The following is a 15,324-nucleotide window of genomic DNA, read 5'->3' as shown; positions in this document are numbered from 1 at the left end:
AATGTCCGCTCTTTCCGTCGGTGACCGGACATTCGCCGATCAGCCTCAGCGCCACCTACGGTGGCGGCCATGAGCATGCATCCCTCAGCACCACGCTCTGATGACCGAGAACGGGGTGATCCCCTGGTCGGCGCAGCAGGCCGTCGAGCTCGGCGACCGGCTCCGCACGGCCCTGTCCGTGGTCGGCGACGACAGATGACCGGAGAGCCGCACGTCGCGCTCCCCCGCACACCGGCCCGGCTCACCCGTGACGTGGCGACGGCCTCAACAAAGGTGCCGCTGGAAGAAGCGCAGCGAGCTGTCGGCCTCGAACGCGGGAAGCTCCCCATGCCTGCCGGGGTTGGCGTGCAGCGTCTTGCCGGCTGAGGCCAAGGCGTCGAACAGCGCCAGCCCCTGGGCCCTCGGCACCCGTTCGTCGTCCCACTGCAGCAGGAACCGCACCGGGACGGTGATCCGCGCGGCGGCCTCGGCCGATGCCAGGGCCCCGCCCAGGCCCAGCACCGCCGCGCGGACCCGGGGTTCGGCGGCGACGAACGGAACGCCGAGACCGCACCCCAACGACACGCCCCAGTAGCCCACCGGCCCGGCGCCGACGTGCTCGAGTCGCTGGAGCTCCCGCAGCACCGTCCGCCATTCCGGGACGGTCTGGCGAGCCACGAGTGCCTGAAAAGCGGCGATCAGCGGAGCCGGCTCCTCCCCTGCCGTGACACGGGCCTGGTTCTCGGTCGCGATCCTGTCGTACCTCTCGTCCTTGGGGCGGTCACCGTGGCCGGGGACGTCCACGGCGGCGACCGCGAAGCCTCCCCCGGTGACGAAGCGGCGCGCGCGGGCCACGACGTCGGGGTCCTTCTTGTGCCTGCCGCCACCGTGGCCCATCAGGATGAGAGGACGGGCGCCTGCGGTGTTTTCCGGTGTCCAGAGCACACCGGGGATCTCACCGAGGATGAAGAGTTGTTCGGTGACGCCGTCGGACGACGTCTGGGAAATGAAGCGCACAGCGTTTCACGCCTTTCGGGATGCCTGCTGCGGGCACTCCCCTAGGCCATGCGAAGGAGGGAGTCCCGACCTGTCACAGCGTTGATCGGTCTCACCTCCTCGGTTCGCGGCGGCGCGCGGTGTCGGCGAACGTATCACAGACAGTCCAGGACGGGACCGCGATGTCATAAATGGGTACAGATGCGGTGTTGCCGCGTTCCTGAGGTGGCGATAGCGTGAGCGCCGTGACTGCCGGGTCGGCCATGGGCCACAAGCGAGTGAGGCACCCGGCCACGGCGTGAGGGCCGGGCGGGCGCGAGGCCCGCCGCGATTTGGACCTCGTGATCTGAATTCTTCCTCCCGCGTATCGGCGCGGCCCGCGGTGTCGGCGAAATCGCCGTCATGCCGCCCCTTTGCCGCCGCGCGCGTTTCCGCTATTCCTTCACAACCGCCTGCCCTCATGTGGCGAGGCGGTCGATTCGCCATGCCCTGACCGAGCAAGCCCTGATCAAGAAAGCAGAGAATGCCGTACGACTTCAATCAGCAGATCATCCAGGAGTTCCGCGCCAATCGGGGAAAGGTGGGCGGCCCTTTCGAGGGGGCCAGGCTGCTCCTCCTGACCACCACCGGCGCCCGTTCGGGAGTCCGTCGCACGGTTCCCCTGGGCTACCTGAATGATGAGGGGGGCCGCATGCTGGTCATCGCCTCGGCCGGCGGCGCGCCGCACCACCCGGCCTGGTATCACAATCTGCGTGCCGATCCCCGCGTCACCGTGGAGACCGGGGTCTTCACGGTCGAGGCCGAGGCCGCCGTTCTGGAGGGCGAGGAACGCGAGCGGCTGTTCGCCCGCGCCGTGGAGGCCGACTCCGGCTGGGCGGACTATCAGGCGCGGTCCGGCCGCGTCCTGCCGGTCGTCGCGTTGACTCCGCGCTCCGTGTCCTTCCCGGACCTGCCGGAAGGCGCCTCTCCCCCGCTGCACGCGGATCGTCTGGACGCCACGCTGGTCCCCGCCACCTCAGACGATCGTGCGGCCGTGATGGCCGCGATCAGGTCCCTGCTCGCCGGTGCTCCGGCGCTCGGCGCCGACGTGACACCAGCGCTTGCTCACACCGGAGGCGTTCCGGGAGTGTGGGTGAGCGCCGCGGGAGGGTCGGCCACCGGGGACGGCGTCACGCTGTACGTGCACGGAGGCGGTTTCGAGCACACCCAGCCGGCGCTGGAGCCGCTCATGGCCTGCCGCCTGTCCGAGGCCACCCGGCGTCCCGCGTTCAAGGTGGAGCAGCGTCTGGCCCCTGTCCATCCCTATCCCGCCGCCCTGGACGACGTGGTGGCCGTGTATCGGAGCTTGCTGGAGCAGGGGGTTCCGTCCGATCGCGTCATCGTGTGCGGCGAGTCGTCGGGCGGCACGCTCGTCCTGTCGGCGTTGCTTGCGCTGAAGGAAGCGGGCGATCCCCTCCCCGGTGCTGCCGTGGCGATTTCCCCGCTGACCGATCTGACCCTGTCCAGCCGCTCCCTGGACGTCGACGACGGCCGGGATGTGATCAGTCGCCGGGTCGCCGAACACGTCACCGCTCAGTATCTGGCCGGAGCTCCTGCCGATCAGGCTCCTCAGTCTCCGCTGCACGGCGACCTGAGTGGCCTGCCCCCGCTCCTGCTCGTGGCCGGGACCGCGGAGGTGCTGCTGGACGACACGCGGCGTTTCGCGGCAGCCGCCTCGGCCGCCGGTGCCGAGGTGACCCTCGACCTGTACGAGGGCATGCCGCACGCCTTCCACGCGAGCGTGATGGCACAGGATCCGCCTGCCGTCGCCATGACGTTCCTGCGCCGCCTCGCGGACTGGGTGGCGGGATCCCGGGCGAGGGGCCGGAGGGGGTGCTGATGCATCCGTAGACGCCTCTGATCGCGCGAGCGGAACAACCGGCTGAGCGTCCCGTCCCGAGGGAACCGCCCGGGCTTCGCGGTTGGGGCGGTCGCCTCGGGGCTCACGTCTCTCGCGGTCAGCCTGTGGGCATGCCGACCTGGTCGCGTTCGAGCAGGGAGCGCAGCGTGGAGACGACCTGCCGGGTGGCCGCCCCGGGGGGACCGTCGAGTGTGTCTCCGATCAGCTCGGCCAATGCGTCGGTGACGGTCGTCTCCGCCGCGTCGACGAGTTGCGAGCCGTCGTCGGTCAGGGCCAGCAGGGAGGATCGGCGATCGGCCGGGTTCGGGCGGCGGACGGCCCATCCGTGTTTTTCGAGGCGGTCGATGCCCTTGCTGGTCGCGCCGATGCCGATGGCGAATTCGGCGGCGAGGTCCGCCACGCGGGATCCGGGGTGGTCGCGCAGGTAGCGCAGCGCCTCGAACTGGGAGGTGACGATGCCGTGCCGTTCACGTAGACGGTCGTTGAGGGCGTTGTACAGGCGCGTCTCGCATCGGACGAGATCGGCGAAGAAGCTCTGGAGGCCGGCTGCCTCCCCGCTCCATTTAGATGCCATGGCATATAGTGTACGGGAATCTACTTACGGCGGGAGTACGCATGAGCAAGGAACAGCGCGCCCGAGTCGACGCGTTGCTGCGGCAGCCACAGCCCGAGGGCCCACGGTCGGTCGAGGCGCTCCGAGCGGGCTTCGAGGCGCTGATGACGCAGATGATCGTGCCTGACGCCCTTCGCCTGACGCGGACGACGCTCGGCGGCCGGCCCGCTCTGCATGTCGAGCCGGACAACGGGCGCCGCGCCGGGACGATCCTGTACTTCCACGGCGGCGGCTGGGTTTACGGATCCCCCGAGACCGCCCTGTCGCTGACGGGAAACCTGGTGGCCAGGACCGGCTTCGAGGCCTACTCGGTGGACTACCGGCTTGCCCCCGAGCATCCGTTCCCCGCCGCGATCGAAGACACCGTGGGCGCCTACCGCGCTCTTCTCGACAGCGGCGTGGACCCGTCGGCCGTCGCGTTCGCCGGGGAGTCCGCCGGCGGCGGCCTCGCGGTCACCACCTGTCTCGCCGCGCGCGACGCTGGTCTTCCGTTGCCCGCCGCGGTCGTGGCGTTCTCCCCGGGGCTGGATGCCACGCGGACGGGCGAGAGCATGGATACCAAGGAAGGCGTGGACCCGATTTTCACCCGCGAGGCCGTCGAGCGCACCGGGGTCATGTATCTCGCCGGGGCCGACCCGCACCAGCCTCTCCTCAGCCCGGCCGTCCTCGCCGATCTGACGGGTTTCCCTCCGATGCTGCTCCAGGTGGGCACCAACGAGCTCCTGCTGGACGACTCCACGCGCCTGGCCGCGCGCGCCCGGGCGGCCGGAGTGGATGTCATCCTGGACGTCACCGCCGGCGTGCCGCACGTGTTCCAGTCGTTCGCCGGCGTGCTGGACGAGGCGGACGAGGCGCTGGACCGCGCGGCTGTCTTTCTCGGCCAGCGGGTCGGCGGGCGCGTTCTCGGCGGGAGAGCGGCGCGCGCGTCCTCCCCCGCCGAGAACCGCTCGGCCGAGTCGTGATCGGTCTCGCCGGGGATTTCCCGCGCCTCGGCTGCTCACGCCCGGTCGGCCGGCTGCGTGCGGGTGGGTGCCGGCGTATCGCCGGGGAGAGCGCGTGAGGTCTTCCGGCGGGTGCCGACGGTGAGGAGCAGCGAAGCCGCTGTCAGCGTCACACCGAACCAGACGACGCTCGTGACGCCCAGGTGATCGGCGAACAGCCCGCCGAACAGCGCGCCGAGTGCGATGGACGTGTTGTACGCCATGGTGTTGAGTGACATCGCGGCTTCGAAGGTGTCGGGTGCGGCGGCCTGCGTCATGGTGATCTGGGAGAGCTGGACGACGCCGAAGGAAACGCCCCAGACAGCAAGCGCGATGATCGACCCGGCCTGCCCGTGAGCGATCGTGAGCAGCAGCAGCAAGGACGTCACGAGTCCCGCGCAGCCGACGATGAAGCTGCCCCTGGGGTTTCTGGTCACCGTGTGTCCGGCGACGAAGTTTCCCGCCGCGCCTCCCGCGCCGTAGGCCATCAGCGCCGCGGTGATGAAGAAGGGTGTGGCGGCCGCGCTGTGCTCCAGGTAGGGGCGTACGAACGTGTACGCGCCGAAGTGGCCGAGCACGAAGAGCACGACGGTGAACAGCACCAGGCGCAGCGGCACGTTCTTCAGCGGGAGGCCGAAGACTTCCCGCACCGAGACCGCGTTCGTCGACGGCAGCGACGGGATGACGGTGACGACCGCGAGGAACACCAGCACGCTGAGGCCGGCCCAGATCAGGAAGGTGGTTCGCCAGCCGGTGAGGCTTTCCAGGAGTGTTCCCACTGGTATGCCGACGACGGCGGCGATCGAGATGCCGGACATCACGATCGCGGCCGCCCTGCTCGCGTGGCGTTCCGCGACGAGGCGCATCGCCATGCTCACGCCGATGGCCCAGAACACCCCGCTGGCGAAGCCCATGATGAGCCGTGTCGTCAGGACCAGTGGATAGTTCGGGGAGATCGCGGTGATCGTGTTTCCCAGGGTCAGTATCGCCAGCAGCGTGGACAGCAGGACGCGCCGGTTGACGCGCCTGGTCCATGCCACGATGAAGGGCACGCCGAGCCCTGCCGAGACGCCGTACAGGGTGACCATCAGCCCGGCGGCGCCTACGGATATGCGCAGGCTGGTGCTCATCGGGGTGAGCAGGCCGACGGGCATCAGCTCGGTCGTGAGGAAGGCGAAGAGGCTGGCGGTGATCGCCGCGACGCCGAGCCATGACCTTACGGTCGCATGCGGGTGTGTGCCGTGAGTGATCATTGGCGTTCTTTCTGGTGGTTGATCGTCCGCCGACGGCATGCGGGCTCGGCCGACGGAAGGAGCCGGCGGTGGAGGGCGTGGTGGAGGGCGTGGTCGAGCCGTCGCCATCAAGGGTGCGCGATCAACGATTGATGAGTCCAACACATACTTTTCATCGATATCGATCGTGGTTCATCATGGTTGAGTGGAGCTGCAGCAGCTGAGGTATGTCGTGGCGGTCGCAGAGACCAGGAACTTCACCCGGGCGGCCGAGCGCTGCCGTGTGGTGCAGTCGGCGCTCAGTCATCAGGTCGCCGCTCTGGAGCGGGAGCTGGGCGCGCGGCTGTTCGAGCGGACCAGCCGGCGGGTGCGGCTGACGCCGGCCGGGGAGGCGTTCCTCGGCGCGGCCCGGGAGTGTCTGGAGGCCGCGGATCGCGCGCGGGCCGAGGTCGCGGCCTCCGCCGGGGAGATCCGGGGACGGCTCGCCGTCGGCGCCATCCCCACGGTGACGGCCGTCAACCTGCCGGTCGCCTTACGGGACTATCGCCGGCGTTATCCGGGGGTGCACATCACGCTCACCGCGGCGGGCAGCGATGAGCTGATCGAGCGGGTCCGGCAGGGTGGTGTCGACGTCGCGTTTCTCGGCCTGCCGGCGCGTGCGGAACCCAAGGGCGTCCAGAGTCGCCGCCTCGGCGGGGGCGAACTGGTCGCGGTGGTCGCGCCCGATTATCACCGGACGGAGACCGAGGTGGACCTGCGGGGGCTGGCGGACGAGCCGTTCATCGACTTCCGTGTCGGCGCGGCCGGTCGGGCGCAGTCGGACGAGGCGTTCGCGGCGGCAGGGGTGCGGCGGGAGGTCCCCTTCGAGGTGTCGTCCGCCGATCTCATGGTCGATTTGGTGCGGCAGGGCCTCGGCGTGGGCATGCTTCCCGCCGCCTATGCGCCGCGCTTCGCCGACCTGCGTGTCATTCGTCTTCGCGATGCTCCCACGCGGGTGGAGCACCTGATCTGGGACAACCGGCGGTCTCCGGCGGCCGCGGCATTTCTTGAGCTGATTCACGCCGATCACGCCGACCCGCCGACCATTACATGATTACAATGCAACCATGATCCTATTTTCGAGTGGCGCAGCCCCCGGGACGGTGCTCACGTGATCGTCGAGTACATCCGCTACCGGATCGACCAGCAGGACGCGGAAGCGTTCGAAGCCGCCTACGAGCGTGCCGCGGTGTCCTTGGCGGCCGCGCCCCAGTGCGTGGACTACGAGCTGTCCCGGTGCGTGGACGAGCCCGAGTCGTACATCCTACGCATCACGTGGACCTCGGCCGAGGATCACCTGCAGGGTTTCCGGGGTGGCGAGCACTTCGGGGAGTTCTTCTCCGCGATCAAGCCGTACGTCCGGCAGATCGAGGAGATGCGGCACTACGAGCGCACCGCGGTGCGCGGCACCGGATCCTCCGTGCCGAGCCTGTACGACTGGGCGGGCGGCATCGAGGCGTTCGAGCGGCTCACCGAGACGTTCTACGAGCAGGTTCTCAAGGACGACCTGATCGGTCCTCTGTTCGCCCACATGGACCCGGGACACCCGAAGTATGTCGCGATGTGGCTGGCGGAGGTCTTCGGCGGGCCGTCCCGCTACACCGACGAGCGGGGCGGCTACCACCACATGCTGGTCCAGCACCTCGGCAAGGCCATCAGCGAACCTCAGCGCCGCCGATGGGTCGATCTCCTCATGAACGCCGCCGACGTGGTCGGCCTGCCCGCCGACCCCGAGTTCCGCGCCGCCTTCGCGAGTTACATTGAGTGGGGCACCCGCCTCGCCTTCGCCAACTCCCAGCCCGGTGCCCGTCCCCCGCAGCAGGCTCCGGTCCCCCGTTGGGGCTGGGGTGTGGCGCCGCCCTACTCCCCCACGTCGTGATCTCGGCGGCGGGTCACCCGATCGGCTCGCCGAGCTGGGACAACAGCTCCAGCTGGTCGAAGTAGAGGCGCATGCTGACGATCAACCCGTTCTCGATCGCGCAGATGTAGCAGCAGCGGAGGTTGAGGGGGCGGCCCGTCGGCGGGATGATCCTGCCGGCTGGTCCCAGGTATGGCCCCTTGTGGGTGCCGATGAGCACGAGCTCGTCGACCGTCGTGTCATCGATGTCGAGCGACTCCAGGAGCACCGTGTGCACGTCAGGGAAGGCCGCCCAGAACTCCTCCAGGTAGGAGCCCAGCTCCTCGCGGCCCTCGGCCACGCCTTCGGGGGTGAGGAACGTCCCGTCAGGGCTGACCGTGCCGAGCAGCGCGTCAATGTCATGCGCATTGAACGCTTCGTTGTATCTGTCGCGCACCCGGCGGGCTTCGCCCACGATGTCGGCCCTCCCCTATCGATGAATGCCCTCCGTACGCGGCGGCGTGTCCCTCGCGCCGCAGTTTTTGCCGAGGTCTGCTCATGGCCGTAGCCCGCTGGGGTCGTCCTCGTCCCGTACGGTGAAGCCGCCGCGGCCGTCGAGGATCACCGTGTGGACCGCGTCGAATCCGTCCGAGGGGCGCGGGCGGCGCGGGCCTCTCACCGTGGTGTGACAACCGAGCATGGTCAGACGGGCTGGCCCATGGGCCGGACGGTCAGGGTGTTGAGGTCGACGCCTGCCGGCTGGTCGAGGGCGAAACGGATGGCCTCGGCGATGGGCTGGGGAGGCAGGGCGAAGGGGGGAACGCCGGCGCCTTGCCAGAACGCGGTGTCGATCATGCCGGGGTTGACAAGAGTGACACCGACGCCGCGGATCGTGGCGAGCAGGCGCAGGTTCTCGGCGAGTCCGGTGACAGCCCACTTGGTGGCCGAGTAGAGATTGCCGGGAGAGTTCTTCAGCCCGGCGACGCTGCCGACGAGCACCAGCCGTCCGCCAGTGGCCTCAAGGTGGGGCAGGGCGGCATGGGCCAGCAGGGCGGGGCCGAGGACGTTGGTGAGCACCATCGGCGCCCACGACGCCGGGTCACCGGCCCCGATGGAGTCACCGGTCATGAATCCGGCGTTGGCCACTGCGGCGTCAAGGGCACCGAAATGCTCCACGGTGCGGGTCACGACCGACTCGGTGGCGTGCCAGTCCGCCGCGTCCGCGACCAGGCCCAGCAGCCGGTCGGGGTGGCCGGCCTCGTCGAGGAAAGCCTTCAGTTTGCTCTCGTCGCGTCCGGTGACCGCCACACGGTGGCCGCGGTCGAGGAGCAGTCGCGCGGTGTGGGCGCCGATACCGCTGGTCGCGCCGGTGATCAGTACGGTCTTGCTGGACATGGTCATGCTCCTGAGGTGTGAAGGGGGACGGCGGACGGCGCTGAAGGAGCGCCGCTCACGTCCGCCGACTCCATGGAACCGGCGCTGTATAAGGCGGGAAAGGTCGCGTTTATGGGGGGTATAAACACAACCTCTCTACCGGCCGCATCATGGGTACTGTTGAACAGATGGAACCTCTGTCCGGAAAACACACCGGTGATCCCACCGACAACCGCTCGGACATCCGCGACTTCCTGACCAGCCGGCGCGCCAAGCTCGCCCCGGAGCGGGTCGGACTGCCCACCAGCGGACGCCGACGGGTTCCTGGACTACGGCGCGAGGAGGTCGCGGCCCTCGCCGGCGTGAGCACCGAGTGGTACACGCGGCTGGAGAAGGGCCACATCGGCGGTGTCTCCGAGAGCGTGCTGGAAGCGGTCGCGCAGGCGTTGCTCCTCAATGAGGACGAGCGCACCTACCTGCTCGATCTGGCCAGAGCGGCTCGCCCCGCCCGCCGCGGGTCGCCGCGCCGCAAGGACGTCAAGATCCCGTCTGCCGTCCAATGGATGGTGGACTCCATGACCATGGCCCCCGCCTTCGTGCGCAACGGCCGTTTGGACATCGTCGCGAGCAACGCGCTGTGCAGGGCCCTGTACTCACCGATGTTCGACAGCGACACCACCGCCGACCGGGGCTGCGCCAATTTCGCCCGTTACTTCTTCCTCGACCCCGGCTCCGCTGACTTCTTCGTCGACTGGGAGGAAGGCGCCAGGGCCACGGTCGCAGTGCTCCGCGCCGAAGCCGGACGTGAACCTCACGACCGGGCCCTGCGTGAGCTCGTCGGCGAGCTGTCCACGCTCAGCCCCGACTTCCGCACCATGTGGGCCAGTCACGACGTCCGGATCCGTCACGAAGGCGTCAAGCGGCTGGACCATCCCGACGTCGGCCGTCTGGAGATGACCTTCCGCTCCCTGAACCTGCCCCTGCCTCAACAGGCCGTCCACGACCTGATCATCTACACGGCCGAGCCGGGCACGCCCGCGGAGGAACGTCTCAAACTCCTCGCCAGTTGGACAGCACCGCAGACCTCCCTCACGGAACAGATCCGTTCAGGCGGGTGAGCGTGGCCGTTCCGGAGCGCGGGGAGGAGGAGCTGACCGGGGGCGGAGTCAACCGCGTCGTCCGGGTCGGGGGCACGGTGCGCCGGCCGGCCCGCAGGTGGACGCCGGCGGTGCACGCCCTGCTGGACCATCTGGCGGAGGTGGGGTTCGGCGGCGCGCCCAGGGCGTACGGGTGCGACGGCGAGGGCCGGGAGGTGCTGGATTTCGTCCCGGGTGAGGTGCCGGACTATCCCCTGCCCGCGTACGTGATGACGGATGAGGCGCTGGCCGGCGCCGGGGTGTTGCTGCGGGGCTACCACGACGCGACGGTGGGCTTCGCGCCGCCGGAGGCCGCCGAGTGGTATTTCCCGCCGCGCGCTCCGGCGGAGGTGGTCTGCCACGGTGACGTGGCGCCGTACAACTGCGTCTTCCGGGAGGGGCGGCCGGTGGCGTTCATCGACTTCGACACCGCGCATCCGGGGCCGCGGGTGTGGGATGTGGCCTATGCCGCCTACCGGTTCGTGCCGTTGCACGATCCCGGCCGTGACGAGAGTGCTCCCGGGGTGGAGGAGCAGGCGCGTCGGCTGCGGGTGTTCGCCGGCGCGTACCGGCTCGGCGTGGAGGACGGGCAGGCGCTGACGCGGACGGCGCGGGCGCGGCTGGGGCATCTGGTGGCGCATATGCGTGCGGAGGCGGCGGCGGGTCATGCGGCGTTCGCCGCTCATGTCGCAGAGGGACACGATCTGCTCTATCTCACCGACAGCGCGCATATCGCGCGTCATGAGGCGGTGTTCCTGGCGGCGCTTTCGCCGGAGGGGCGGGGCGGCGGGGCGGGGATGTCGGCGGGGTAGAGCGAGAGCGGCAGCCCGTACGGCTCGCCGCCGGGGGGCGGGGTGTGCTCGGCCTGGCCGGGCCGGGAGCATCGCCGGATGCCGCGGCTGACCAGGGCGAGGGTCTGTTCGGTGCCGCCGCGTACGTGCCGGCGAGGCGGACGATGCCGGCTTGGCGCAGGACGCGGACGTGGTAGCCGACGGTGCCCTTGGCGGCCTGCAGTGCCGCAGAATTGCCGGGCCGGAAGCTTTGGAAATCTCGACGCTTGATGCGTCACGTGGAGGAAGCCATGCCTCATTCGACGGCGTACGTCGTCACCGACAGACCCGAGCGCTACATCAGGCAGCTCGTTTCCCACATGGGTCACAAGGCGGAGGCCGTGCTCGGCGGCGACGGCCGGGCGGTCATCGAGTTGTCGTCCGGGCGTTGCGTGCTGCGGCCCCGCGGCGGATTGGAGCTGATCGCGACCGCCGCCGACGCGGAGTCGCTGCTCGGCGTGCGGGATGTCGTCACCCGTCACCTGCTGCGGTTCGCCACCCAGGAGGAGCTGGTGGTCGACTGGTCGCCGCCGGTCGCGGGCGACGCGGCGTGGACGGTGTCCCCCGTCGTGGACGACTACCTGCTCACGCACTGCTCCCCCCCGGACGAGGTGCTGAACGACCTGGTGGTCAGGACGCGGGAGGAGACGGGCGGCGCGGCCGGGATGCAGGTCTCGCACGACGAGGGCGCCCTGCTGACGATGCTGGTGCGGATGTCGGGCGCCCGACTGGCCGTGGAGGTGGGGGTGTTCACCGGCTACTCCTCCATCTGCATCGCCCGGGGACTGCCGCCGGACGGGCGGCTGCTGGCGTGCGACGTGAGCACGGAGTGGACGTCGATCGCCAGGAACTACTGGGAGCGCGCCGGTGTGGCCGACCGCGTCGACCTGCGGATCGGCCCGGCGCTGGAGACGCTGCGCGCGCTTCCCGCCGAGCCGGTCATCGGTTTCGCCTTCATCGACGCCGACAAGCAGAGCTATCCGGACTACTACGAGGAGGTGGTCACGCGGCTCAGCCCGGGCGGGCTGGTCGTGCTGGACAACGTGTTCCAGGGCGGGCGCGTGTTCGACCCGGCCTTCCAGGGGGACGCGCAGGCGGCCATACGGCGTCTGAACGAGACGATCGCGCGGGACAGCCGGGTCGAGTCGGTGATGCTGCCGGTGCGTGACGGCGTCACGATCGCCCGGCGGGTGGGCTGACCCACGACGCTCCCGGGTCGCCCCCGAACCAGGCACACGCGGCGATCGGGGCGCCCGGCGCAAGCTGCCGCCCAGGCCCGCCCAGCGCGGTGATCGACCTTCCCGGCCGGCAAGGGCTGGCTGTTGCATGGGGCGGGGCTTACGATGATCACATGTTCGGCTTGGGCACGGTCGAGGTGTTGGTCCTCGCCGTCATCGTGATCGCGCTCGTCGGTGTGGGTCTCGCGGCGGTGCGAGCCGGCGCCCGCCCCGCCGGGCCGCTGGCGTGGCGCAGCCCCGGCCTGCTGCCGCCGGTCTCGGCCGACCTGCAGCACCGGGTCCGGGAGCTGTACGCCGAGAACAAGAAGATCGAGGCGATCAAGCTGATCCGCGAGCAGACCGGGCTGGGCCTGAAGGAGGCCAAGGACCTGGCCGAGGCCCTGGTCGCCGGGCGGCCGCTGCCGGTGGCTCCGGGCCACGCACGGCCTGATCTGGCGTCGCGGGTGCGGGAGCTCAAGGCGGCCGGGCGCGGCGAGCAGGCGGTGTTCCTGGTGCGCGGCGAGACGGGCATGGGCCAGGCGGAGGCCGAGCGGTTCGTCGAGGCGATCGACGTCGCCGACGCCGCCGGCGAGGCGTAGGAAAGACGCCGCCGCGGCGTTTGCTGTCGGTGCGGCTCGGTACGGTGTCGATCATGCTGCCCGTACAGGTGAACAGGCTGACCGTGCAGGAGGCCGGGGACCGCTATGTGGAGCTGGTCCGGGCCAAGACCGTGACCGGTGCGCTGTCACCCGCCACCGCCGAGGTGTACGCCCGGGACGTGGCCACGTTCGTACGGCTGGCCGGGCCGGCCCGGGTGCTGGACGACCTGACCGGTGAGGACGTCGACGCGGTGCTGCTGGCCTTCGCGCGCAAACCGGACGAGCGCAGGAGGAACGGCCAGGGGAAGGACACCGCGAAAGGCACGGGGGTAGGCACCGGGGTAGTTACGGGGCAGAGCGCGGCGTCGCAGGCGAGGTTCCGCCGGTCGGTGTCGGCGTTGTTCCGGCACGCGACGTCGGCGGGGTGGGTGCATCTGGATCCGATGGCGGCCTCGTCGGTGCGGGCGCGCGAGCGGGGTGGGCTGCGGCCGGAGCGCCGGGCGCTGACGCGGGAGCAGGCCGAGGGCCTGATCGAGGCGGCGGGTTCGCCCGCCGCGCCGGCCGCGGAGGCGGCCGGTTCCGGCGCGCCGCGCCGCAGGCGGGCCGACCAGCGGACGGAGGTGCGTGACGCGCTGGTGGTGCTGCTGCTGACCACGCTGGGCCCGCGGGTGTCGGAGCTGGTGCGGGCCAACGTGGAGGACTTCTACACCAACGACGGGGTGCGTTACTGGCGGATCTTCGGCAAGGGCGGGCGGACCCGGGACGTTCCGCTGCCCGACGCCGTCGCCTCCGCGCTCGACGCGTACCTGGCGGTGCGGGCGGGCGGGGACGGTGAGAAGGCGCTGCTGCTGTCGTGGCGGGGCAGGCGGCTGGCACGGGGGGATGTGCAGGCGGTCATCGACCGGGTGCAGCGGCAGGTGGATCCCGGGCGGCGCCGGGCGGTGACGCCGCACGGGTTACGGCACACGACGGCGACGCACCTGCTGGCGGACGGCACGGACATGGACGCCGTGCGGCGGGTGCTGGGCCACAGCGACCTGTCGACGCTCGGCCGTTATCGGGACGACCTGCCCGGGGAGCTGGAGGTGGCGATGGGGTCGCATCCGCTGCTGCGCCGACGGCGCGGCCGGGCCGGGCGGGACGACCAGGCCGGGCCGGACGCCTAGCGGGGTGTTCAGGCGTCGCGCACGGGCTGGCGCAGGATGGTGCGCAGCGCCGCGGGGTCGCTCTCCTGGACGCCGCTGAGGTAGATCTCGTGGTGGAGCCCGGCCGGGCGGAGACCGTGGGCGCGCATGAACTCGTCCATGAGCGCGAGCGACTTCGGTTCCTCGGCGAAGGAGCCGTGGTGGGTCATCTGGACGCACCGCCCGTCGGTGAAGGTGACGAGCTGGACGGCGTCGACGCCGGGGGCGGGGCGGGCGGCCTCACGGGCCTGCTCGGCGAGGGCAGGGTCGAGGGTGGCGGGCAGGCGCAGGAACAGGTGCCAGTGCCACTCGTCCCTGGGGACGTCGAGGGGATGGCGGGTGGTGTCCTCGACCCACCAGCGGCCTTCGAGCACGGGCATGGGCAGTGCGGCGAGTCCGGTGAGGGGTCCCGCGACGGCGTACAGGGCGGTGATCGCGGCCATGTGCGCGGATCCGCCGGGCGCGCCGCGCCCGGTGACACCGAGTCCCGTGACGGGGCCGAAGTCGGCGATTTCGGGGGTGTCTGCGGCGGAATACCAGTTCATCGTTCGTCCTCCAGTCGAATCATCAGGTGAGTGACCAGCCGCTCGGGCGGGGTGGTCGCGGGGTCGGAGACGTAGGCCTCGCGGAGCGGGCCGGTGGGGGCGTGCCCGCGTTCGGCGCACCAGGTGAGCAGGGCGTGGGCGGTGAGCGCGATCTGGTCGTAGGGGCCGACGTGGGCGGCGACGGCGAACGTGCCGCCGGGCAGGATCTCGGGGGCGGCGCCGGGCACCTGCGGCAGGCCGGTGCCGGTGAGGGCGACCGCGACGGGGACGGACTCGCCGTAGTCGAGCGGGAACAGCCCGACGAGGGCGGGTGCGGGAGGCGCGGCGGCCAGCAGGCGGGCGACGCACGCGGAGGTGGCGCGGCCGATGTCCTCGGGGGTGGCCGCCAGGTCGCGGACGACGATCGCGGGGCGCGGCGGTTCGGTGACGAGGGTGACCTCGGCGCTGGGCAGGCCGGTGGCGAGGATGCGTTCGAGGCTCTTGAGGGTGCGCCTGCGGCGGGCGAGTTCGGCCTCCAGGTCGTCCCTGACCCGGGCGAGCGCGGAGGCCGCGAAGCCCCCTCCCGGGGTGTCCCGTCCCCCGTCGCCGCCGCCGGACAACACGTCCGCGATGACGGGAAGGGGGACGTCGAGGGAGCGCAGCAGGCCGATGACGAGCGCGTCGCGGGCCTGTGCGGTCCGGTAGTAGCGGTAGCCGCTGGCGGGGTCGATCCAGGCGGGTTCGAGCAGCCCCAGCGCGGCGTAGTGGCGCAGTTGCTTGACGCTGAGCCGGGCGAGGCGGGCGAACTGCCCGATCGGCAGGAGACCGTCGTTCACGCGCCCCAGCATGGCCTCTCCCCCGGTGGGAGAGTCCATCCGCGGGAT

16 protein-coding genes are annotated in these 15,324 nt (G+C 70.9%); 9 read left to right on the top strand and 7 right to left on the bottom strand.

Annotation, left to right across the window (positions count from 1 at the left end; translation table 11 throughout):
* Positions 1-264: 264 nt before the first annotated feature.
* A complete protein-coding gene (locus BXA11_RS10025) occupies positions 265-996 on the bottom strand; it encodes a dienelactone hydrolase family protein (RefSeq protein ID WP_076434245.1) in 732 nt (243 codons plus the stop codon).
* Positions 997-1,498: 502 nt separating this feature from the next.
* Here BXA11_RS10025 and BXA11_RS41220 point away from each other — a divergent pair.
* The gene (locus BXA11_RS41220) at positions 1,499-2,854 is read left to right on the top strand and encodes a nitroreductase/quinone reductase family protein (RefSeq protein ID WP_083744108.1); all 1,356 of its coding nucleotides are present in this window, start codon (positions 1,499-1,501) and stop codon (positions 2,852-2,854) included.
* A gap of 118 nt (positions 2,855-2,972) precedes the next feature.
* Here BXA11_RS41220 and BXA11_RS10010 read toward each other — a convergent pair whose 3' ends face one another.
* Entirely contained in the window at positions 2,973-3,449 is a 477-nt protein-coding gene (locus tag BXA11_RS10010; RefSeq protein WP_076434244.1) for a MarR family winged helix-turn-helix transcriptional regulator, read from the bottom strand.
* Between the two features lie 41 nt (positions 3,450-3,490).
* Here BXA11_RS10010 and BXA11_RS10005 point away from each other — a divergent pair, with 41 nt between their 5' ends.
* Positions 3,491-4,450 (top strand): alpha/beta hydrolase, encoded by a 960-nt coding sequence (locus BXA11_RS10005; protein WP_076434243.1) that lies wholly within the window; start codon positions 3,491-3,493, stop codon positions 4,448-4,450.
* 35 nt (positions 4,451-4,485) lie between these two features.
* Here BXA11_RS10005 and BXA11_RS10000 read toward each other — a convergent pair whose 3' ends face one another.
* Positions 4,486-5,721 carry an MFS transporter gene (locus BXA11_RS10000; RefSeq protein ID WP_076434242.1) on the bottom strand — a complete coding sequence of 412 codons (1,236 nt, stop codon included), beginning with the start codon at positions 5,719-5,721 and terminating at the stop codon, positions 4,486-4,488.
* A 184-nt stretch (positions 5,722-5,905) separates the two neighbouring features.
* On the opposite strand from BXA11_RS10000, the gene BXA11_RS09995 reads away from it, so the two are divergent.
* Positions 5,906-6,793 carry a LysR family transcriptional regulator gene (locus BXA11_RS09995; RefSeq protein WP_076434241.1) on the top strand — a complete coding sequence of 296 codons (888 nt, stop codon included), beginning with the start codon at positions 5,906-5,908 and terminating at the stop codon, positions 6,791-6,793.
* Positions 6,794-6,850: 57 nt separating this feature from the next.
* Positions 6,851-7,618, top strand: coding sequence for a group II truncated hemoglobin (locus BXA11_RS09990; protein WP_076434240.1), 768 nt, complete (start codon positions 6,851-6,853; stop codon positions 7,616-7,618).
* Positions 7,619-7,631: 13 nt separating this feature from the next.
* On the opposite strand, the gene BXA11_RS09985 is transcribed toward BXA11_RS09990, so the two are convergent.
* Together BXA11_RS09985 and BXA11_RS09980 are read right to left on the bottom strand one after the other, a co-directional pair.
* The gene (locus tag BXA11_RS09985; protein ID WP_076434239.1) at positions 7,632-8,051 is read right to left on the bottom strand and encodes an ester cyclase; all 420 of its coding nucleotides are present in this window, start codon (positions 8,049-8,051) and stop codon (positions 7,632-7,634) included.
* A 227-nt stretch (positions 8,052-8,278) separates the two neighbouring features.
* Positions 8,279-8,971 (bottom strand): SDR family oxidoreductase, encoded by a 693-nt coding sequence (locus tag BXA11_RS09980; protein ID WP_143734172.1) that lies wholly within the window; start codon positions 8,969-8,971, stop codon positions 8,279-8,281.
* Between the two features lie 167 nt (positions 8,972-9,138).
* Here BXA11_RS09980 and BXA11_RS09975 point away from each other — a divergent pair, with 167 nt between their 5' ends.
* From BXA11_RS09975 to BXA11_RS09950, 5 genes are all read left to right on the top strand, one after another.
* Positions 9,139-10,068, top strand: coding sequence for a helix-turn-helix transcriptional regulator (locus BXA11_RS09975; protein ID WP_076434237.1), 930 nt, complete (start codon positions 9,139-9,141; stop codon positions 10,066-10,068).
* Positions 10,065-10,898: a phosphotransferase enzyme family protein gene (locus BXA11_RS09970; RefSeq protein WP_239105204.1), complete on the top strand. Its 834-nt coding sequence runs from the start codon at positions 10,065-10,067 to the stop codon at positions 10,896-10,898. Before BXA11_RS09975 ends, BXA11_RS09970 begins: the two co-directional genes overlap by 4 nt.
* A 269-nt stretch (positions 10,899-11,167) precedes the next feature.
* Positions 11,168-12,115 (top strand): DUF2218 domain-containing protein, encoded by a 948-nt coding sequence (locus BXA11_RS09960; protein ID WP_159454755.1) that lies wholly within the window; start codon positions 11,168-11,170, stop codon positions 12,113-12,115.
* Positions 12,116-12,267: 152 nt separating this feature from the next.
* A complete protein-coding gene (locus tag BXA11_RS09955; RefSeq protein WP_051761737.1) occupies positions 12,268-12,732 on the top strand; it encodes a ribosomal protein L7/L12 in 465 nt (154 codons plus the stop codon).
* 53 nt (positions 12,733-12,785) lie between these two features.
* Positions 12,786-13,898, top strand: a complete 1,113-nt coding sequence (locus tag BXA11_RS09950) for a tyrosine-type recombinase/integrase (protein WP_076434331.1) — start codon at positions 12,786-12,788, stop codon at positions 13,896-13,898.
* An 8-nt stretch (positions 13,899-13,906) separates the two neighbouring features.
* On the opposite strand, the gene BXA11_RS09945 is transcribed toward BXA11_RS09950, so the two are convergent.
* On the bottom strand, positions 13,907-14,461 hold the full coding sequence (locus BXA11_RS09945; RefSeq protein ID WP_076434236.1) for a GyrI-like domain-containing protein: 555 nt from the start codon (positions 14,459-14,461) through the stop codon (positions 13,907-13,909).
* A complete protein-coding gene (locus BXA11_RS09940; RefSeq protein ID WP_239105203.1) occupies positions 14,458-15,315 on the bottom strand; it encodes a MerR family transcriptional regulator in 858 nt (285 codons plus the stop codon). The genes BXA11_RS09945 and BXA11_RS09940 overlap by 4 nt, the downstream gene beginning before the upstream one ends.
* Positions 15,316-15,324: the final 9 nt, after the last annotated feature.

This window comes from Microbispora rosea (assembly GCF_900156315.1).
Classification (GTDB): Bacteria; Actinomycetota; Actinomycetes; order Streptosporangiales; family Streptosporangiaceae; genus Microbispora; species Microbispora rosea.
This window is presented reverse-complemented; position numbering and strand designations above follow the sequence as displayed.

Coding starts and splice junctions, on each gene's coding strand:
- BXA11_RS09945 (WP_076434236.1), bottom strand. CDS start 14,461: ATGAACTGGTATTCCGCCGCAGACACCCCCGAAATCGCCGACTTCGGC.
- BXA11_RS09975 (WP_076434237.1), top strand. CDS start 9,139: ATGGAACCTCTGTCCGGAAAACACACCGGTGATCCCACCGACAACCGC.
- BXA11_RS09955 (WP_051761737.1), top strand. CDS start 12,268: ATGTTCGGCTTGGGCACGGTCGAGGTGTTGGTCCTCGCCGTCATCGTG.
- BXA11_RS10010 (WP_076434244.1), bottom strand. CDS start 3,449: ATGGCATCTAAATGGAGCGGGGAGGCAGCCGGCCTCCAGAGCTTCTTC.
- BXA11_RS10000 (WP_076434242.1), bottom strand. CDS start 5,721: ATGATCACTCACGGCACACACCCGCATGCGACCGTAAGGTCATGGCTC.
- BXA11_RS09960 (WP_159454755.1), top strand. CDS start 11,168: ATGCCTCATTCGACGGCGTACGTCGTCACCGACAGACCCGAGCGCTAC.
- BXA11_RS41220 (WP_083744108.1), top strand. CDS start 1,499: ATGCCGTACGACTTCAATCAGCAGATCATCCAGGAGTTCCGCGCCAAT.
- BXA11_RS09940 (WP_239105203.1), bottom strand. CDS start 15,315: ATGGACTCTCCCACCGGGGGAGAGGCCATGCTGGGGCGCGTGAACGAC.
- BXA11_RS10005 (WP_076434243.1), top strand. CDS start 3,491: ATGAGCAAGGAACAGCGCGCCCGAGTCGACGCGTTGCTGCGGCAGCCA.
- BXA11_RS09980 (WP_143734172.1), bottom strand. CDS start 8,971: ATGTCCAGCAAGACCGTACTGATCACCGGCGCGACCAGCGGTATCGGC.
- BXA11_RS09950 (WP_076434331.1), top strand. CDS start 12,786: ATGCTGCCCGTACAGGTGAACAGGCTGACCGTGCAGGAGGCCGGGGAC.